Source organism: Paenibacillus glycinis, assembly GCF_009909185.1.
Classification (GTDB): domain Bacteria; phylum Bacillota; class Bacilli; order Paenibacillales; family Paenibacillaceae; genus Paenibacillus_Z; species Paenibacillus_Z glycinis.
The window spans coordinates 407,055-425,379 of record NZ_JAAAMV010000001.1 but is presented as its reverse complement, the minus strand read 5'-3'; the positions used below and the strand labels follow the sequence as shown (position 1 = coordinate 425,379).

Below are 18,325 nucleotides of genomic sequence, written 5' to 3'. Positions count from 1 at the left end.
TCGGGAAACGGTCCGCGAGCCGTCTGGACCGGCATCCGGCAATGAACGAAACGCGGCGCGCCGCCGATCGGCGGCCGACCCGTATGATCGAGAGACATAAAAGGCAGTCAAGCACGCCTACAAAAGGAGCGAAAAAGCGATGAGCAACCAACTGGGAGCCAGGAACTTGCCGGACGAACGGCCGGTATTCAATACCATCGAAGAAGCCATATACGATCTGATTCTCGGAAAACCGATCATCGTCGTCGACGATGAAGACCGCGAGAACGAAGGCGACCTGATCGCGCTCGCGAGCAAGGCGACGCCGGAAGTCATCAATTTCATGATCACGCAAGCGCGCGGCCTCGTCTGCGTGCCGATTACGCAGGAGCGCGCGGAGGAACTTGATCTTCCGCCGATGGTGCAGCGCAACACCGATTACCACGGCACCGCGTTCACCGTGTCTGTCGACCATGCGTCGACCTCGACGGGCATCTCGGCTTACGAACGTTCGCTCAGCGTCAAGGCGCTGATCGATCCGAATACGAAGGCGGACGATTTCCGCCGGCCGGGCCATATTTTCCCGCTCATCGCGAAGAAGGGCGGCGTCCTTCGCCGGGCCGGCCATACGGAAGCGGCGATCGATCTCGCCCGCATGTGCGGCTCCGAGCCCGCCGGCGTCATCTGCGAGATCATCAAGGAAGACGGCTCCATGGCGCGCCTGCCGGATCTGATCGAATTCAAGGCGAAGCATGATTTGAAGCTGATTTCCATCGAGTCGTTGATTCATTACCGCAACGAGAAGGAAAATCTGGTGGAACGGGTCGTCGAAGTGAAGCTGCCGACCGATTTCGGCGTCTTCCGGGCAGTGGCCTACACGAACGAAGTCGACAACAAGGAGCATGTCGCGCTCGTGAAGGGCGAGATCGATCCTTCGAAACCGACCCTCGTGCGCGTGCATTCCGAATGCTTGACCGGCGACGTGTTCCACTCCCACCGCTGCGATTGCGGTCCTCAGCTCGAAGCGGCGCTTCGCCAGATCGACGAGGCCGGCGGCGGCGTGCTGCTGTACATGCGCCAGGAAGGCCGGGGCATCGGGCTGATCAATAAATTGAAGGCTTATCAGCTGCAGGAGCAGGGTTTGGACACCGTGGACGCGAATATTAAACTTGGCTTCGCCCCGGATCTTCGCGATTACGGCATCGGCGCGCAGATCCTGAAAGACCTCGGCATCCGCCAAATGCGGCTGCTGACGAACAATCCCCGCAAGATCCGCGGACTGGAAGGCTACGGCCTCGAAGTGGTGGAGCGGGTGCCGATTCAAATGGACGCCAACGCGGACAACGACCTGTACCTGCACACGAAGAAAGACAAATTGGGCCATATGCTTAAATTTGACGATATGCAAAACAACATTTAACAGTTTACTATCCCAGCTTAGAGCGGGTTAAATCAGAGAGGATGACTGAACATGCCGAACGTATTCGAAGGACATTTAATTTCCGAGGGGTTTAAATACGGTGTCGTGGTAGGACGTTTCAACGAATTCATTTCCAGCAAGCTGCTCGGAGGCGCGCTTGACGCCTTCAAACGCCACGGCGCGGAAGACAACGAAGTGGATATCGCCTGGGTACCGGGCGCGTTCGAAATTCCGCTGATCGCGCAAAAAATGGCCGAGAGCGGCAAATACGACGCCGTGATCACGCTTGGCGCCGTTATCCGGGGATCCACGCCGCACTTCGACTACGTATGCAACGAAGCGGCCAAAGGCGTCGCGTCCGTCGGATTGAAAACCGGCGTGCCGACCGTGTTCGGCGTGCTGACGGTCGATTCGATCGAACAGGCGATCGAGCGCGCGGGCACGAAAGCCGGCAACAAGGGCTGGGAAGCGGCCGTTACCGCCATCGAGATGGCCAACCTGACGAAAGTGCTGCAAGGCTAAACGGACGTAGGCAATTTCAATCACCTGTGTAGGAGTGGGCGCGCACCATGGCGGTGACCTATAAACTGGAATCGTTCGAAGGACCGCTCGATCTGCTGCTTCATCTCATCGACAAGGCCGAAATCGACATCCATGAAATTTCCGTCAGCGAGATTACGGACCAATACATGGACTACTTGAATGCGATGCAGGAGCTGGAGCTGGACGTCACGAGCGAATTTCTCGTCATGGCGGCAACGCTGCTGTCGATGAAGAGCAAGCAATTGCTCCCGAAACCGCCGGTAATCGAGGACGATTACGAGGAATGGCCGGATGACGGCCTTGACCCGCGGGACGAGCTGATCGCGAAGCTCGTGGAATACCGCAAGTACAAGCAAATCGCGGAGCAGCTGCGGGAGCAGGAATTCGAGCGCAGCCTCGTGTTCTCGAAGGAACCGGAGGATATGACGCCGTACATGAAGGTCGTGCCGGACAATCCCGTCAAGGGACTCGGGGTCGGCGACCTCATCGCGGCTTTCCAGAAGGCGCTCCGGAGAGCGACGCGGCGCAACGTGATCGCGACCATTCACCGGGACGAGATCTCCGTGAAGGACCGCATCCGCGACATCGTGGACGTGCTGCGGGAGTTCGAAACCGTCCGTTTCTCGAAGCTGATCCGGGACGATATGAGCCGGCATGAGATCGTCGTGACGTTCCTGGCGCTGCTTGAACTTATGAAGATGAAGCATATTCGCTGTTTCCAGCACAGCCTATTTGATGATATCGTGGTGCATTGGAGGGGAGAAACGGCTGATGGCGGATTATTCGAAGTTGAAGTCGATTATTGAGGGACTGCTTTTCATGGCGGGGGACGAAGGGCTGACGGCAAAACAGCTGTCGGACATTCTCCAGCTGGACGCGGCGGTGGCGGCGGATCTGGCCAAAGATTTGATGAAGGACTTGAAAAGCAAGAAGCGCGGCATCCAGATGTCGCTGATCGCGGGAGCCTACCGGTTGACGACGAATCCGGACCACGCGGCGTATTTCGAACGGATGGCCTACTCGCCGACCCGTTCCAGCCTGTCGCAGGCGGCGCTGGAAACGTTGTCGATCGTGGCATACCGGCAGCCGATCACACGCGTGGAGATCGAGGAGATCCGCGGCGTCAAGTGCGACCGGGCGCTGCAATCGCTGGTCAGCAAGGACCTGATCGAGGAAGTCGGCCGCGCCGAACAGATCGGGCGTCCCATTCTGTACGGAACGACCAAATCGTTTCTCGATTACTTCGGCCTGTCCGGGCTCGATGCGCTTCCGGAGCCTTCGGCGATGACGAACGAGGATTTGGAAGACCAGACCCAGCTGCTCTTCGAACGGCTGGAAGGACGCCAAATGACGATCGAGGATATGTCGCTTGCCGACCTCGACACCGAGCTTGGCGAAGAGCTGCACGTCGCGCCGGAGCCGGAAACGGTGTCCGAGAATTAACTTGCACGAGCAATGCCGTATGAGATTTGTCCGCAAGGTCATACTATATCCGACCAAAGTAGGGAAATGGGGGAAAAACGCCATGCTCGGCTACCCGTTCGGATGGATGATCGCGGCAGGTCTCTTTTTTTTGCTGCTGCTCGTCATTGCGTGTTCTCCGGTCGTCATTCGCGGCCATATCAAGCGGGTCGGCGACAATGACGATGCCGAGCTGCGCATCCGGGCGCTTCTCGGCATCGTGAACTATCAATGGAAACTGCCCGAGATGAAAATGAAGGGCATCGGCATGGAACTGAAACGGGAGCTCACGGCAGAGAACATCGGCGGAAGCGAGTCGAAGGTCAACAAGTCGAACGTGAACGCGAAAAGCATCCTGCAATCGATCGAATGGTCGCATGCGCTGCTGCGGCATGCGGACGATCTGCTCGGCTGGGTCCAACGGACGCTCGGCCATATCCGCGTCACGGAATGGAAATGGACGAGCGCGATCGGCACGGGCGACGCGATGTGGACGGCCATGCTGACGGGAATGGCTTGGTCCGTGAAAACGACGGCGGTCGGCGTGCTGTCCCAGCTGATCCGGCTGGAGACGGATCCCTCCATGGCGGTGCAGCCGGTTTATCAGGCGCCGCATTTCTCGACGGAAGGCAAATTCACCGCCAAGATCAATTTCGCGTATGCCATTTACGCCGGTTTCCGGATTTCGGTCAAGCTGAAGCACGCGGCCAAAGGAATGGAGCGCGGCGTTGTCGGCTGGCAGCGCATATTGCTGCGCGGATGATTACATAATGCGCTGTGGGCGGGGGAACGCTAGAAACGGCAAGAGCAGCTTCTGATTTTGATCCGAGGAGGACTTTATTTGATGACAGACCATCCGATTCAAGGCTTAATGCAAACCGCCATGGAAAACATCAAGGAAATGGTAGACGTCAACACCATCGTCGGCGATCCGGTGCAAACGCCGGACGGCAGCGTCATCATGCCGATCTCCAAAGTCGGCTTCGGTTTCGTGGCCGGCGGCAGCGATATCCGCATGGGCGAACACGGCAAGACCGGCGCCGACATGCATAACGCCGATGTCCAGATGCCCTTCGGCGGCGGCAGCGGCGGCGGCGTCTCCATTACGCCGATCGCGTTTCTCGTCGTAGGCACCCACGGCGTGCGAATCGTGCCGCTGGACAATCAAACGCATCTGATGGAGCGCGTGATCGACTCCGCGCCGCAGGTGTTCGACAAGATTCAAAACATGTTCAAAAAAGACCACGCTGTCGCGGGCGCCGAGATCGATTCCGTGCTCATCGACAGCATGGACGTACGTTAGCGCCGACGGTGGGCTTCGGCTTCACCGACAGACCGTCCACTCCGGGGGCGGTTCTTTTTTTTAGGACGGGTTGGGATATATCCCGAACCGCTTCATATACTTGTACAAGACGAGTACCGACATCAAGGAGGACAGGACATCTATGAGGCTCGCCTGCATCACGAACAGACTGATCGCTATTGCCATCGCCGCGCTGATGCTGCTTCCGGGGTTGCCCGGAACGGCGGACGCGGCGCCGGAAACCATGAGGACGGGTGCCAGGGGCGCCGCGCTGATCGACGTGGAGTCCGGCCGGATTTTGTACAGCCATAACGGGGACAAGCCGATGCTGATCGCAAGCTTGACGAAGATCATGACGGCCATCGTCGCCATCGAGCACGGGAAGCTGTCGGATATGGTCGAGACGAGCGTCCGCGCGGCCGGGAAAGAAGGATCGTCGATTTATTTGCGGCGCGGGGAGAAGATGAGCCTGCATAATATGCTCTACGGGCTCATGCTGAGATCGGGCAACGACGCGGCAACCGCGATCGCCGAGCATGTCGGCGGCTCCGAGGAAGGCTTCGTCCATCTCATGAACGACAAGGCCGAAATGCTGGGACTCGCGAATTCGCAGTTCATGAATCCGAGCGGGTTGGATGCCGAAGGGCATTACGCGTCCGCGAACGATTTGGCAAAGCTGACGGCGTACGCGCTCAAGAATCCGGTGTTCAAGGAGATCGTCAAGACCAAGAGCAAGTCGGCTCCGAACCCCAACGACAATTGGAATTACCTATGGAAAAATAAAAACAAAATGCTGACGATGTACGAAGGCGCGGACGGGGTGAAAACCGGCTACACCAAGAAATCGCTGCGCTGCCTGGTGAGCTCGGCCACCCGCGGAGGCCAGCAGCTTGTCGCCGTTACGCTGAACGACAGCGACGACTGGAACGATCATCAGCGGCTGCTGAGCTATGGCTTCAATCATTATCCGCTCAGCGAGGTCACGCATAAAGGACAGCCGGTCAGCGGGTATCCGCTGGCGGTCGGACGTACGCTTCGTTATCCGTTCGCCGAAGGCGAAAAGGCGCAGCTCCGCAACAAGCTGACCTTGGTGGACGCGCGTTCCGCCGCGTACCTGCTCGGCGAACGCGGGACGCTGGACTGGTTCCTCGGCGACGAACGAATCGGTTCGACGCCTGTCTACGACCCGAATGGCTCGCGGATGGGCCTGCCGGACAAACCGGCGTGGACGACGGGCGAACGCGCGGCGGTCGCGGCCGGAATGAGTCCGCGAGGTTCGTTCCGATAAGCCATGGAGGGCGGCAGCTTGCATCTTGAAGGAAGGAGGCGGCGGGATGGTGAATTTCATTTGGCTGTTTTTCATCGCGGTCAGCTTCGTTGCCGCCATTTTGAACGGCCGCATGGACGCGCTCACGGAAGCCGCGTTCGAAGGGGCCAAAAGCGGCGTGACCGTCAGCTTCGGTTTGATCAGCGTCATGGTGTTCTGGCTTGGCTTGATGCGCATCGGCGAGGATGCGGGACTGCTCCGCAAAATCGCCGTTCTCCTGCAGCCCGCCGTGCGGTTCCTGTTCCCCGATGTTCCCAAGGGACATCCCGCGCTCGGCTACATCATGAGCAACATGAGCGCGAACATATTGGGACTCGGAAACGCGGCGACGCCGATGGGCATCAAGGCGATGCAGGAGCTGCAGAAGCTGAACCCGCATAAGGAAACGGCCTCGGCGGCGATGTGCACGCTCCTCGCGCTCAATACGTCCAGCATTACGCTCGTGCCGACGACGTTGATCGCGATCCGGATGACGTACGGCTCGGTGAACCCGGCCGAGATCGTCGGCACGACGCTGGCGGCGACGCTGGTGGCGACCGCGGCCGCCATCGCGGCGGATCGCTGGTACCGGCACCGGTATAACCGCAAGCCGCCGAGAGATATCGGCCGCGACGGGCCGATAGGCGCAGAGCATGACCGCGAGCTGCCCGGCGCGCCGCCGGGTGCGGCGTCCGCCGGCTTCGACCAGGGAAAGGGTGAGGCCATTGTATGAGTGGGTAACGATGATATCCGCTTGGCTCATTCCGCTCATGATCGTGTTCATCCCGCTCTATGCCGCTTTCAAGCGCATCCCCGTTTACGAGACGTTCATCGACGGCGCGAAGGACGGGTTCGGCACGGCGATCAACATCATTCCGCATCTCGTCGGCATGATGGTGGCCATCAGCATGTTCCGGGCCTCCGGGGCGATGGACATGCTGGCGAGCCTCATCCGCCCGTTGTTCGACGGACTCGGCATCCCGAGCGAGGTGCTGCCGTTAGGGCTGCTCCGGCCGCTCACGGGCGCCGGTTCGCTCGCGTTCACGACGGAGCTGATCAAGACGTACGGTCCGGATTCGTTGATCGGCCGTATCTCCTCCACCATTCAAGGCAGCACGGATACGACGCTGTACGTGCTCACGGTGTACTTCGGCGCGGTCGGGATCCGCAAGAGCAAGTACGCGCTGAAGGTTGGCCTCTTTTCCGACCTGGTCGGGTTTTTCGCGGCAATCATCATTTGTTTATTCGTTTTCGGCGCGTAGCTTACATATTCCCGAAGCCCTATCGGGCGCGGTGCCTTGCCGGTACCTGCGCGCAATAGGGCTTTTTGCGCATTCGACGGAACGGCCCGCCCGATACCGGACTTTCTTTCGCATGTCGATTTAGGGTATGATGGGGGGTGAGGTGAAAACATTGGAACGTTTACAAAAGATTTTAGCGCAGGCCGGCGTTGCATCGCGCCGCAAATGCGAGGAGCTTATTCTGTCCGGGAAGGTCCAGGTCAACGAAGAGACCGTGACGACCTTGGGCGTCAAGGCCGATCCCGCCGTGGACGTCATTACCGTGAACGGCCGCAGAATCCGAAGCGAAAGCAAGCTTTACTTGATGTTGCATAAACCGAAGGGCGTCATTACGAGCGCGAGCGACCCGCAAGGGCGCAAGATCGTTTCCGACTACTTGCCCGGCATCAAAGAACGGGTATACCCCGTCGGCCGGTTGGATTATGATACCGAAGGACTGCTGCTCCTCACGAACGACGGGGAGTTCGCCAATCTGCTCACGCATCCCAGCCATCACGTGCCGAAGACCTATTGGGCAACCGTGAAAGGCGTCCCGCACGGCTCGGCGCTGGAACGGCTGCAGCAGGGCATTTTGCTCGAGGACGGCATGACGGCTCCCGCCGAAGTGGAGTATCACGACGTCGACACGGAGAAGAATCAAGCCACCATCACGATCACGATTTACGAGGGCCGCAACCGACAGGTTCGACGCATGTTCGACGCCATCAATCATCCCGTTATTCTGCTCCGGAGAATTCGCTTCGGCGAGCTGGGCCTTCACGGGCTGGCCCGCGGCAAGTTCCGCCATTTGACGCCGAAAGAGATTCAAGAGCTTCGCGCGGCGGCCGTCAAGACACATAAAATTCAAAAATAACGAGCGGCGGCAATCTCTATTGCCGTCCGATTTTCGTTATAATGGAAATACGCAAAACAGCAGCTTTGCAGCTCACGAACAGGCGGTGAACCAGCATGAAATCAAACCGCAGACTCATTCAAGTGCTGATCTTCCTCGGCGTTCTCATACTGGGCGGATATGCCATCGGCCACTCGCTGTTTGCGAGCGGCGGCGGGCTGCCCGGCAAAGGCCAGACGCCGCCGTCTTTCGCGCTTCTCGACATGGACGGCAAGACGCACCGGCTCGAGGACTATAAGGGGAAAGCGCTCGTCATCAATTTCTGGGGCACGTTCTGCCCGGGCTGCGTGACGGAAACGCCGGATTTGGAAGAACAGTACAAGAAGCACGGGGACAAGCCGTTTGAGATCGTCGGAATTAACCTGAGCGAGGATAATTTGGCGATTAGCAATTTTATTAAGCAGTACGGCGTCAGTTACACGATGCTGCAGGACAACAATCGGCAAGTCGAACGCGCATATGGGCTTAAGTCGTATCCCACCACCTTCTTCGTGAAGCCAGACGGGACGATAATGGACGTCTTTATCGGAGCGATGGGGAAACAAGACATGGACGAGCGCATCACGAAACTGCTGGCGTCCTAGTCGGAGGAGGTTATTTGCATTGTCAGCTTTTGAAAATACGAAATGCACGTGCGGCCACCAGAATCCAACCGGTACCGTCTTGTGCGAAAGCTGCGGCTACCCGCTCGATCCGGAGGAGGAGAGCAGCGACGCCCCGCTGGAGATGCGCTACGACGGCATCGCGCGTCGCTCGCAGAAGAGCAATCCGTCCCCGATCGACCGGGTCTGGAACTTCTTCTCTTCGGTGAAGGTCGCGGTGCGCTTGATCGTGATCACGCTGATCGCGGCGATGATCGGTACGATTTTCACGCAGGAAAACGCTTTTATCTCGTTCGATCCGTCCACGTATTACGAGGGCAAGTACGGATGGATCGGCAAATGGTATTATAAGCTGGGTTTTTCCAACACGTATGAATCCTGGTGGTTCATCGGCCTGCTCGTCATGATCGGCACGTCCCTCGTCATCTGCAGCCTGGACAGGGTTCTCCCGCTGTACCGGGCGCTGAACAAGCAGCAGATCCGCAAGCACGAGCAATTCCTGACCCGCCAGAGAACGGTGTATACCGGTGCGGCCGAAGGACCGGAGGCCGCTTGGACGGAACGGTTGGCCGCGCAGTTGAAGCGCAAGCGGTACAAGGTGCACATGGAGAACGGCGCGCTGCTCGCGGAGAAGAACCGGTTCAGCCGTTGGGGACCTTACGTCAACCATATCGGACTCATCATCTTCCTGCTCGCCGTCCTGCTCCGGACGCTGCCCGGGTGGTCGATCGACAACTACGTGACCGTTCCGGAAGGGCAGACGGTGAAAGTTCCGGAGACGAAGTATTACATCAAGAACGAGAAGTTCACGATCGATTATTACGCCGATGCCGAGCTTCCGACGGAATTGAAGGGCACCGCCCGCGCGAAGCTGTACGAGACGCAGGCCGTCCTGTACGACTGCTCCGCCGATTGCGATGATCCCTCGAAGACGCCGAAGCTGACGGAAGTCACGCGTCACGACATCATCGTGAACGACCCGTTGTCGTATGACGGCATCAAAGCCTATCAGTTCGGATTCGACGATACGCCGAAATTGAAAGCGGTCAATCCGGTTCTGATCGATAAGCAAACGGGTAAAACGTACGGACCGTTCAAGCTGGACATGCGCAATCCGCAGCTCGATTACGCGCTCGGCCCGTACACGCTGGAGCTTCGTCAATCGTACATGGATTTCGCGCTCAATTCGGACGGCCAGCCGACGACCAAGTCCCGCGAACCGAACGCGCCCGCGTTCGTCTTCGTTTTGAAGGGACCCGGCTTGGACGAGAAGGGCGAGCCCTACATGTACTTTCCGAAGCAAACGGACAAGGAGCGCTTCAGCCAGGACGTCATCAACGGCAAGCTGGCCGAACGTTTCGATTTGAAGGTGCCTTCGATGGACGGCGTCGAATTCGCCCCGGTGGAGACTTCGCTCAATATCCGTTACGACCGCGCGATGCCTTACATATGGGTAGGAGCAGGCATTTCCATGTTCGGCCTTCTGCTCGGTTCCTACTGGCAGCACCGCCGGATCTGGCTGCGACTCGATAACGGCCGCGTGACGCTCGGCGCACATACGAACAAGAACAATTACGGCATGCGTGCCGAGGTCGCGTCCGCCCTGCGCGGAATAGGCATCGTCGTAGAGCCGAAGTCGCTCGATAACGGGAGGAACAAATCGTGAGTTTGCTTGATTTCAGCAGCGACGCGTTTATCGTCGCATTTTTTCTTTACTGCTTCGGGTTTCTATTTTACGGAGTAGCCGCGCTCGGCAAGAAATGGAGCAAACGCAGTCCCGAGGAGCATACCAAACGCTGGGGCCGGATCGCTTACTTCGTGGCTTTGCTCGGGTTTATCGCGCACCTGACGTTCTTCTTCACCCGGTGGGCGGGCGGCGGCCATATCCCGACGAGCAACATGTACGAGTTCATGTCGTTCCTCGCGATGGCGATCATGGCGGCGTTCATCATCGTCGACGCGATTTATCGCAAACCGCTGCTCGGGTTGTTCACGCTTCCGCTCGTGGTCATCATCGTCGCGTATGCGGCGGTGTTTCCGCAGGAAGTGCAGCCGCTCATTCCGGCCTTGCAATCCTACTGGCTGAAGATTCACGTTACGACCGCCGCTTCGGGAGAGGCGTTCTTCGCGGTCGGTTTCGCCGCCGGGCTCATGTACTTGCTGCGAACGGTCGATTTCACGAAGAAGGACGAGAAGTCCAGACGCGAACAGCGTTGGGTGGAATTCACGCTCTATGTTATCATTGTCATCATCGCGTTCATCGGCTCCGTGTTCGCGTTCCGCGGCGCGGGCTACGAAGCGAGCTTCAAGCAGGAGACGGTGACGATCGACGACAGCGGTGTCGAGAATTCGACGGTCAATACGGTGGAATACTCGTTGCCGCCGATTTTCAAGCCGTATAACAGCCAAGTGGTGACGATCGATTCGTTCCTTGGCATCGACAAGCCGCTGTTCGAGACGCCGCACTGGATGCATGGCGTCGATGCGGCGCGCAAGCTCAACACGATTACGTGGTCGATCATCAACGGCTCGATTCTTTACGGTCTGCTGCGCTTGGTCCTGCGCAGACGGATCGGCGCGGCGATCCATCCGCTGATGGACGGCATCGACGAAGACGATATCGACGAGATCAGCTATCGGGCCATCGCGATCGGATATCCAATCTTCATGCTCGGCGCCTTGATTTTCGCCATGATCTGGGCGTACATCGCCTGGTCGCGTTTCTGGGGCTGGGATCCGAAGGAAGTCTGGGCGCTCATCACCTGGCTGTACTACACGGCCTACCTGCACCTTCGCTTGTCCCGCGGTTGGCACGGGTCCAAGTCCGCTTGGCTTGCGGTCATCGGTTTCGTGGTGGTGATGTTCACGCTGATCGGGGTCAATCTCGTACTCGTCGGCTTGCACTCGTACGCGGGTGTCTAAATTGCACGCATAAACAGGCGCGCGTCTCTAGGGACGCGCGCCTGCGGCACGGTTAGGGAAGTGGAAGTCCAATCCAATTGAGAGGAGACATGCCGCATGTCCGAAGAACGTCATCGCATTCTCGTCGTCGACGATGAAGAACGAATCCGCAGGCTGCTCAAAATGTACCTGGAGAAGGAAGGCTATGTGATCGAGGAAGCGGAGGACGGCGAATCCGCGCTGCGCATGGCGACGGTCGGCGAGTTCGATCTGATCCTGCTCGACGTGATGCTGCCCGGCATGGACGGTATCGAGGTGTGCACGCGCCTGCGCCAAGTCAAGGCGACACCGGTCATCATGCTTACGGCCAAAGGCGAGGAGATGAACCGCGTGCAGGGCTTCGAGGTCGGCGCGGACGACTATGTCGTGAAGCCGTTCAGCCCGCGCGAAGTCATCTACCGCGTCAAGGCGATTCTCCGCCGCTCGTCCGCCACGGCCTTCCTGACGAAGGAAGCGCTGACGAGCAACAATATCGTGTTCCCGCATCTCATCATCGAGCACGACGCGCACCGCGTCATGGCCGGCGGACAGGAAGTCAGCCTGACGCCGAAGGAATACGAGCTGCTGCACTACCTCGCGATATCGCCCGACAAAGTGTTTTCCCGCGAAGAGCTGCTTAAGGACGTATGGAACTATGAATTTTTCGGCGACCTGCGCACGGTAGATACGCATGTCAAGCGGCTGCGCGAGAAGCTGAACAAGGTTTCGCCGGAAGCGGCGATGATGATCACGACGGTGTGGGGCGTAGGCTACAAGCTAGAGGTATCCAAATAAGTGGTGATCTGGCGCAGCGTAGTCGGCAAACTTTGGCTAACCATCATTGCACTCGTGGCGGCGGTGCTGCTGATCCTGGGCATGTTCCTGCTGCAGTACATCGATATCGCGTTCAATAATTCGCATGCCGTCAAAGTACTCTTCGTCTATACGGCGATTATCGGGTTTCTCCTTTCCACGTTTTTCGCGTTTTTCCTGTCCACGAAGATCACGCAGCCGCTGCTCCAGATGAAGAAAGCGGCCGATCTCATTTCGCAGGGCGAATACCGGACACGGGTGCCGATCCGATCCACGGACGAGATCGGCGATCTGGCGAATACGTTCAATAATATGGCATCCGAGCTCGACACGCTGATCCGCGACTTGAATCATGAGAAGGAGCATCTGGCGAGCGTTCACCGCAGCATGGCGGATGCCGTCGTCACCTTCGACGCCGCGGGTCAGGTCATCCTGGCGAATCCGCACGGGCAGCAGCTGATCGATCGTTGGAACGAGCTGGAGTGGACGGAAGAGTCGAGGATCCGTTCGCAGGTGCCGGAGCCGTTATTCGATCTCTACCGCAAAGTGCTGCGGGAAGGGCGCGATTTGACGGACAAGGTGCATGTACAGAGCGGCGTCTGGTCCGTCGTCATGGCGCCGCTCAAGTCGAACGACACGGTTCGCGGAGCGGTGGCCGTCATGCGCAACGTCACGGAAGAATCGAAGCTCGAGAAGCTGCGCCGCGACTTCGTCGCGAACGTCTCGCACGAGCTCCGAACGCCGTTATCGATGCTGCAAGGCTACAGCGAAGCGCTGCTGGACGACATCGCGGCTTCGCCGGAAGAACGGAAGGAGCTCGCGCATGTCATCTACGAAGAATCGCTTCGGATGGGGCGCTTGGTGAAAGATCTGCTGGATCTGGCCAGAATGGAAGCGGGCCATATGGAGATGAAGCTGGAGACGACGGATTTGACCGTGCTGCTGAAGCGCGTGCACCGTAAATTCCAAGGGCTGGCAAAGGAGCAGAGCATTCAGCTGGACATCGAGCTGCCCTCGGAGCCGCTCGTGATCGCGGAAGCGGACGAAGACCGGTTGGAGCAGGTGCTGACCAATCTGCTCAGCAATGCGATTCGGCATACGCCCCAGGAAGCGCATATTGCCGTGAGCGCGCGGCAAGCCGTCGTCGAACGCAAACTTTTCGTTGAAATCAAGGTCAGGGACGAGGGCGAGGGGATTCCGAACGAGGACCTGCCCTTCATTTTCGAGCGTTTCTACAAGGCCGACAAGGCGCGCACGCGCGGCGCGTCCAGCGGGGGCACGGGCCTTGGCTTGGCCATCGTCAAGAACATCATCGAATCGCATCAAGGGCGGATTCGCGCGGAGAGCACGGTCGGCGTCGGCACGACGTTTACGCTGCTGCTTCCCGTCGATTCGTCGCGATGAATGCGACTGAACGGGCAAGAGGCGTTCCGCTGAGCGGAGCGTCTTTTTGCATGCCATACGTTCCGCGTGACCACTAGGACTACGACCAGCGTGAAAGTCGCTTCTTGTTGAAGGAAGTAGACTAATCTTGTTGGTCGTGAAACATTTTCTTTGCGTAAACGCCGAAATCGGATAAAAAAAGCGCTGTTCCTCGGGAGGACAGCGCTTTTCGATCGTATTGGCCCGATCTGCAAGACTCGATTCTAGTACAGGTTGATTTCTTTGGCTTTGTTGAGATCCGGCAGCTCGACCAGCTTCGCGACGACGTCTTTGGAGGCGCCTTTGTCGACGGAGAGCACCATGATCGCCGCGCCGCCTTGCAATTCCCGGCCAACCTGCATCGCCGCGATATTCACGCCGTTGTTGCCTAGCAGTGTACCGACGCTTCCGATAATGCCGGGTTTGTCGTTGTGCGAGATTAGGATCAGGTTGCCTTCCGGCGCGACGTCGACCGTGAAGCGATCGATCTGAACGATCCGCGGGCCGTATCCGGTCAGCATGGTGCCCGTCACGAGACGCGTAGCAACCTTGGAGCGAAGCTGAACCGTAATCGAATTGGTGAAGTCGCGTGCCGTATGCGACTTGTTCACGACGATGTTGACATGGCGTTCTTTCGCCAGGTGCATCGAGTTGACGACATTGACTTGATCCGCGCCCAAATGGTGGGAAAGCACGCCGCGCACGATATAACGGGTCAGCGGCTGCGTATCGACTTCGGCCAGCTCGCCGGCGTAGCTGACCGTGATTTCTTCCACGGCGCCTTCCGTAAGCTGCGAGACGAAGCTGCCGAGCTTCTCGCCGAGATTGAAGTACGGCTGCAGCTTGTTCAGCACGTCGGCCGGGATCGGAGGCATGTTCACGGCGTTCAAGAACGGCTTGTCGCGCAAAATGTTCAGTACTTGCTCGGAAACGTCGATCGCGACGTTCTCCTGCGCTTCCACGGTGGAGGCGCCGAGATGCGGCGTGACGATGATTTTCGGATGCTTCAGGAACGGGTGATCCGCTTCCGGAGGCTCGACCTCGAAGACGTCGAACGCGGCGCCGGCGACGATGCCTTGATCGGCAGCTTCCACGAGAGCCAGCTCGTCGATGATGCCGCCGCGGGCGCAGTTGACGATGCGCATGCCCTTCTTCATGACCTCGAATTGAGGACGGGAGATCATATGGCGAGTTTCAGGCGTAAGCGGCGTATGAACCGTCATGAAGTCCGCGTTGCGCACGATGTCGTCCACGCTCGACAACCGGATGCCGAGTTTCTCCGCGCGCTCTTCCGTCAAGAACGGGTCGTAGCCCCAGATGACCATGCCGAATGCTTTGGCGCGTTTGGCGACTTCGCTTCCGATCCGTCCCATGCCGAGCACGCCCAAGATTTTGCCGCGGAGCTCGACGCCGAGGAACGATTTGCGGTCCCACTCGCCGCCGACCGTTTTCAGGTAGGCTTGCGGGATATGGCGGGCGACCGCCATCATCATGGCGAAGGTATGCTCGCAGGTCGTGATGGTATTGCCGTCCGGCGCATTAATAACGATAATGCCGCGTCCCGTAGCCGCTTCCAAATCAATGTTGTCGACGCCGACGCCTGCGCGTCCGACGACTTTAAGCGATTTCCCGGCATCCATGATGCGGGCGGTCACGCGGGTTTGGCTGCGCACGAGCAGGGCATCGTATTCGCCGATGATGGCCACGAGCTCGTCTTCGCTAAGTCCCGGCTTCTTGTCGACCGTGACGTCCTCCGCATCCGCGAGCTTCTGAATGCCTAAATCGCTGATTGGATCTGAGACCAATACTTTAAACATGTTGGATTGCCTCCTGAGCGTTTGTATGATGGGGTGTATAGTAGAAGTGAAAGACCCTCGTCCATCCCGCCGCACAGCGCGGCGCCGAAGGCGAGAGTCCGTTCACACGATCACACATCGAGCTATGATTGAATCCTGTGGAACCAGCAATTTAGGGCTTCGTTAATGTTTCTCCTATTATAGCAAGATGAACTATAAATGCAATGCTTAAAACTTGCTCAATTGTGAAAATTTCGTTATGATCGACCGTAAACGGGAGGCGAAAACAATGGAGCCATGGAGTCAAATACAACCGGACGCTTTCTGGCGATTGGTGCAGGAAGGCAAGCTTGAGCCGGAGCAAATCATAGATGTTCGGGAACAGGAAGAATGGAACTATTATCATCTGGAAGGCAGCACGTTGATGCCTTTATCGTCCTTCCAAGAAACATGGGATCGGATTCCGGCGGATAAACCGGTGTACATCGTCTGCGCGCACGGCGTGCGCAGCCAAGCGGCATGCCGCTACCTGAACGAAAAAGGATACAGCAGCCTCGCCAACGTGGTCGGCGGAATGGCTGCCGTATCCCGGCATGACGGATTCCAATACGATTGATCGTAGCCCGGTTATTCCTTTTCGGGGAAGAAGAAGGGGAGCTGCGGGAGCAGTTCCTTCGGATAAAGCTGGGCTTTGCTGGTGCCGAAGTCGCCGGCTCGGACGGCTTCCGTCTTCACGAGCAGGTCGATGACGGAATCGACGGTGCGCATTTTCATGGAACCGGCCTGGCCGGAACGGATGAATTCGTCGACGCGGGAAGTCAGATCCTGCGGATAGAACGGAGCGAGCGATTTGCGCGCGTTCAGCTGATCGGCGGCGACCTTGTTTTTGACGGTAAGCGGGAGCGTCTTCCATTGCGCGATATTCAATCCGGCGGATGCTTCGTATTCGCCGGGGATATCGGGATTTACGGATGCGCTCCATTTCAGCATGGCCCCGTAGTAGTCCTGTTGGCCGCCGAGCGCGTATTTTACGCCGTCGGTGTAATAGGCGTCTTTCATGAGCGCCTTGATCAGATCGGCTTCGGCCATCTCTTTCGAGGAGCCGGCGGCTCGCTGCGAGGCTTCCGACAGCATGCGCAGGCTCTTGAGCAGTTGGAGCTGCGCGGATTCCAAGAGAGGCGAGCTCGCCGAGACCGACGCGTGTTCGGCTTCATTATAAGTTTGGTTCGCGGAACCCGACAGTTCCTTCAACGCCGAGCCGGCATCGTTCAGCTGGCCGGACGATAATTTGCGGATCGTGTCGAACCATTCGTTTTGAAATTCACGGTAAGGCAAAAATACGGTATGATAGAAGGATACGAGATCTTGCTGCTGGTAGGCGCTAGGACTGCCTTTGCCGCTGCCGCTGAGGTGTTTGGCGTTTTCCACCAGCTTCGCTTCGGTCTTCTCGGAACCAATTTTGACGCCATAGAAAAACGCGCCGACAGCGAAAACGAGCATGAAAAGGAATCCAAGACTAAAGAGCATTTCGGTACGTGTTAGTCGTTTCTCCATGTTAATCCCCTTCGTACTATTTTTCGACAAATTTTTCCCGATTGTCCTCCTAGTATAGGGTAAAACCTATAAAAAGGAAATATAAACCTACCATGGCAGGAGCAGGACAGGAGCAGGACATGAAAAAATTCGACATCCGCAAAATCAGGCTGAAAACGATGGACATCGACCAAATCGATGACCGGATGCTGCTGATCAATTTGTACGCCACGCAGGCGATTACCTTCATTATCGGCTTCGTCTGGCTATTATTTCAGCGTCGGAATCCATTTCGTTTGTTCGAACCCGGGATCGATTGGCATTTTGTTTATTGGGGAATCGGACTGGCCGCCGCGGTAATCGCCCTCGACATGCTGGCGGCACGCTTCGTGCCCGACGAAGCCAGCGACGACGGAGGCGTCAACGATCGGATTTTTCGGCATCGCCCGGTCTGGCACATTGCGGTTTTGTCGCTCGTCGTGGCCGTCTGCGAAGAAACGTTGTTCCGCGGAGCCGTACAATACCATATCGGTCCTTACTGGACGAGCATCGTATTCGCGACCATTCATGTCCGATATTTAAGGCATTGGATTCCGACCGGACTCGTGTTCGCGATCAGCTACGCGCTCGGCTGGATTTACATCAAGACCGGTACCTTGCTCGCGCCAATTATCGCGCATTTCGTCATTGATTTGGTTATGGGGTTGGTCATTCGTTTTCGGAGGGAAGCATGAGCAGAATTCAAAAATTCGGCAAAAGGAAAGGGGCGCCGTCCGAGGATTTCATGGATGAAACCGCGGCGGCGTTGGAAGCGGAATGGGGCTTGGAAACGAACGGGCAGGAGAAACTGCCGCTGCCGCCGAGAAGGCAGTCCCATCCTTCAAGCAAACAGCAGCTGACGCGTTGGTTTTACCGGCTGCTGATCGTTTTGTTTCTTCTGCTTCTGGCAGGCATGCTGTGGTGGGGGAGACAGTTCGATTAAGACATGGCAAATTACCCGACGAACCGGGAGGT

General features: G+C 57.9%; 20 protein-coding genes. 18 read left to right on the top strand and 2 right to left on the bottom strand.

The window, feature by feature from the left end:
* The first annotated feature begins 139 nt into the window (after nucleotides 1-139).
* The 15 genes from GT019_RS01985 to GT019_RS01915 all read left to right on the top strand — a co-directional run bounded on the left by GT019_RS01985 (nucleotide 140) and on the right by GT019_RS01915 (nucleotide 13,964).
* Nucleotides 140-1,399 carry a bifunctional 3,4-dihydroxy-2-butanone-4-phosphate synthase/GTP cyclohydrolase II gene (locus GT019_RS01985; protein ID WP_161740650.1) on the top strand — a complete coding sequence of 420 codons (1,260 nt, stop codon included), beginning with the start codon at nucleotides 140-142 and terminating at the stop codon, nucleotides 1,397-1,399.
* Nucleotides 1,400-1,450: 51 nt separating this feature from the next.
* The gene (ribH, locus tag GT019_RS01980) at nucleotides 1,451-1,921 is read left to right on the top strand and encodes a 6,7-dimethyl-8-ribityllumazine synthase (RefSeq protein ID WP_161740648.1); all 471 of its coding nucleotides are present in this window, start codon (nucleotides 1,451-1,453) and stop codon (nucleotides 1,919-1,921) included.
* Nucleotides 1,922-1,968: 47 nt separating this feature from the next.
* Nucleotides 1,969-2,748, top strand: a complete 780-nt coding sequence (locus GT019_RS01975; RefSeq protein ID WP_161740646.1) for a segregation and condensation protein A — start codon at nucleotides 1,969-1,971, stop codon at nucleotides 2,746-2,748.
* On the top strand, nucleotides 2,714-3,385 hold the full coding sequence (gene scpB / locus GT019_RS01970) for an SMC-Scp complex subunit ScpB (RefSeq protein WP_161740644.1): 672 nt from the start codon (nucleotides 2,714-2,716) through the stop codon (nucleotides 3,383-3,385). The genes GT019_RS01975 and scpB overlap by 35 nt, the downstream gene beginning before the upstream one ends.
* Before the next feature lie 19 nt (nucleotides 3,386-3,404).
* On the top strand, nucleotides 3,405-4,166 hold the full coding sequence (locus GT019_RS01965; protein WP_161740642.1) for a DUF2953 domain-containing protein: 762 nt from the start codon (nucleotides 3,405-3,407) through the stop codon (nucleotides 4,164-4,166).
* Nucleotides 4,167-4,247: 81 nt separating this feature from the next.
* Nucleotides 4,248-4,706 carry a GerW family sporulation protein gene (ytfJ, locus tag GT019_RS01960; protein WP_161740640.1) on the top strand — a complete coding sequence of 153 codons (459 nt, stop codon included), beginning with the start codon at nucleotides 4,248-4,250 and terminating at the stop codon, nucleotides 4,704-4,706.
* Between the two features lie 142 nt (nucleotides 4,707-4,848).
* The gene (locus GT019_RS01955; RefSeq protein WP_161740638.1) at nucleotides 4,849-5,994 is read left to right on the top strand and encodes a D-alanyl-D-alanine carboxypeptidase family protein; all 1,146 of its coding nucleotides are present in this window, start codon (nucleotides 4,849-4,851) and stop codon (nucleotides 5,992-5,994) included.
* 46 nt (nucleotides 5,995-6,040) lie between these two features.
* Entirely contained in the window at nucleotides 6,041-6,745 is a 705-nt protein-coding gene (locus GT019_RS01950; RefSeq protein WP_161740637.1) for a nucleoside recognition domain-containing protein, read from the top strand.
* Between the two features lie 10 nt (nucleotides 6,746-6,755).
* Complete coding sequence (locus GT019_RS01945; RefSeq protein WP_201755216.1) at nucleotides 6,756-7,274, top strand: spore maturation protein; 519 nt, start codon at nucleotides 6,756-6,758, stop codon at nucleotides 7,272-7,274.
* A gap of 151 nt (nucleotides 7,275-7,425) precedes the next feature.
* Entirely contained in the window at nucleotides 7,426-8,166 is a 741-nt protein-coding gene (locus GT019_RS01940; RefSeq protein ID WP_161740633.1) for a pseudouridine synthase, read from the top strand.
* 95 nt (nucleotides 8,167-8,261) lie between these two features.
* The gene (locus GT019_RS01935; protein WP_161740632.1) at nucleotides 8,262-8,789 is read left to right on the top strand and encodes a redoxin domain-containing protein; all 528 of its coding nucleotides are present in this window, start codon (nucleotides 8,262-8,264) and stop codon (nucleotides 8,787-8,789) included.
* A gap of 19 nt (nucleotides 8,790-8,808) precedes the next feature.
* Nucleotides 8,809-10,473 (top strand): cytochrome c biogenesis protein ResB, encoded by a 1,665-nt coding sequence (resB, locus tag GT019_RS01930; RefSeq protein WP_161740630.1) that lies wholly within the window; start codon nucleotides 8,809-8,811, stop codon nucleotides 10,471-10,473.
* A complete protein-coding gene (gene ccsA / locus GT019_RS01925) occupies nucleotides 10,470-11,729 on the top strand; it encodes a cytochrome c biogenesis protein CcsA (protein WP_161740628.1) in 1,260 nt (419 codons plus the stop codon). Before resB ends, ccsA begins: the two co-directional genes overlap by 4 nt.
* A 96-nt stretch (nucleotides 11,730-11,825) precedes the next feature.
* Nucleotides 11,826-12,542 carry a response regulator transcription factor gene (locus tag GT019_RS01920; protein ID WP_161740625.1) on the top strand — a complete coding sequence of 239 codons (717 nt, stop codon included), beginning with the start codon at nucleotides 11,826-11,828 and terminating at the stop codon, nucleotides 12,540-12,542.
* A complete protein-coding gene (locus GT019_RS01915) occupies nucleotides 12,543-13,964 on the top strand; it encodes a HAMP domain-containing sensor histidine kinase (protein WP_161740623.1) in 1,422 nt (473 codons plus the stop codon).
* A gap of 242 nt (nucleotides 13,965-14,206) precedes the next feature.
* On the opposite strand, the gene serA is transcribed toward GT019_RS01915, so the two are convergent.
* Entirely contained in the window at nucleotides 14,207-15,799 is a 1,593-nt protein-coding gene (gene serA / locus GT019_RS01910) for a phosphoglycerate dehydrogenase (RefSeq protein WP_161740621.1), read from the bottom strand.
* Between the two features lie 268 nt (nucleotides 15,800-16,067).
* On the opposite strand from serA, the gene GT019_RS01905 reads away from it, so the two are divergent.
* The gene (locus GT019_RS01905) at nucleotides 16,068-16,394 is read left to right on the top strand and encodes a rhodanese-like domain-containing protein (RefSeq protein WP_161740619.1); all 327 of its coding nucleotides are present in this window, start codon (nucleotides 16,068-16,070) and stop codon (nucleotides 16,392-16,394) included.
* An 11-nt stretch (nucleotides 16,395-16,405) separates the two neighbouring features.
* Here GT019_RS01905 and GT019_RS01900 read toward each other — a convergent pair whose 3' ends face one another.
* Nucleotides 16,406-17,278, bottom strand: coding sequence for a hypothetical protein (locus tag GT019_RS01900; protein WP_235946596.1), 873 nt, complete (start codon nucleotides 17,276-17,278; stop codon nucleotides 16,406-16,408).
* A gap of 173 nt (nucleotides 17,279-17,451) precedes the next feature.
* On the opposite strand from GT019_RS01900, the gene GT019_RS01895 reads away from it, so the two are divergent.
* Both GT019_RS01895 and GT019_RS01890 read left to right on the top strand, forming a co-directional pair.
* A complete protein-coding gene (locus tag GT019_RS01895) occupies nucleotides 17,452-18,045 on the top strand; it encodes a CPBP family intramembrane glutamic endopeptidase (RefSeq protein ID WP_161740615.1) in 594 nt (197 codons plus the stop codon).
* Nucleotides 18,042-18,293 carry a hypothetical protein gene (locus tag GT019_RS01890; RefSeq protein ID WP_161740613.1) on the top strand — a complete coding sequence of 84 codons (252 nt, stop codon included), beginning with the start codon at nucleotides 18,042-18,044 and terminating at the stop codon, nucleotides 18,291-18,293. Before GT019_RS01895 ends, GT019_RS01890 begins: the two co-directional genes overlap by 4 nt.
* Nucleotides 18,294-18,325: the final 32 nt, after the last annotated feature.

Coding starts and splice junctions, on each gene's coding strand:
- GT019_RS01920 (WP_161740625.1), top strand. CDS start 11,826: ATGTCCGAAGAACGTCATCGCATTCTCGTCGTCGACGATGAAGAACGA.
- GT019_RS01900 (WP_235946596.1), bottom strand. CDS start 17,278: ATGCTCGTTTTCGCTGTCGGCGCGTTTTTCTATGGCGTCAAAATTGGT.
- scpB (WP_161740644.1), top strand. CDS start 2,714: ATGGCGGATTATTCGAAGTTGAAGTCGATTATTGAGGGACTGCTTTTC.
- GT019_RS01935 (WP_161740632.1), top strand. CDS start 8,262: ATGAAATCAAACCGCAGACTCATTCAAGTGCTGATCTTCCTCGGCGTT.
- GT019_RS01905 (WP_161740619.1), top strand. CDS start 16,068: ATGGAGCCATGGAGTCAAATACAACCGGACGCTTTCTGGCGATTGGTG.
- serA (WP_161740621.1), bottom strand. CDS start 15,799: ATGTTTAAAGTATTGGTCTCAGATCCAATCAGCGATTTAGGCATTCAG.
- GT019_RS01975 (WP_161740646.1), top strand. CDS start 1,969: ATGGCGGTGACCTATAAACTGGAATCGTTCGAAGGACCGCTCGATCTG.
- GT019_RS01890 (WP_161740613.1), top strand. CDS start 18,042: ATGAGCAGAATTCAAAAATTCGGCAAAAGGAAAGGGGCGCCGTCCGAG.
- GT019_RS01965 (WP_161740642.1), top strand. CDS start 3,405: ATGAGATTTGTCCGCAAGGTCATACTATATCCGACCAAAGTAGGGAAA.
- GT019_RS01955 (WP_161740638.1), top strand. CDS start 4,849: ATGAGGCTCGCCTGCATCACGAACAGACTGATCGCTATTGCCATCGCC.
- ytfJ (WP_161740640.1), top strand. CDS start 4,248: ATGACAGACCATCCGATTCAAGGCTTAATGCAAACCGCCATGGAAAAC.
- ribH (WP_161740648.1), top strand. CDS start 1,451: ATGCCGAACGTATTCGAAGGACATTTAATTTCCGAGGGGTTTAAATAC.
- GT019_RS01950 (WP_161740637.1), top strand. CDS start 6,041: ATGGTGAATTTCATTTGGCTGTTTTTCATCGCGGTCAGCTTCGTTGCC.
- GT019_RS01985 (WP_161740650.1), top strand. CDS start 140: ATGAGCAACCAACTGGGAGCCAGGAACTTGCCGGACGAACGGCCGGTA.
- GT019_RS01945 (WP_201755216.1), top strand. CDS start 6,756: ATGATATCCGCTTGGCTCATTCCGCTCATGATCGTGTTCATCCCGCTC.
- GT019_RS01895 (WP_161740615.1), top strand. CDS start 17,452: ATGAAAAAATTCGACATCCGCAAAATCAGGCTGAAAACGATGGACATC.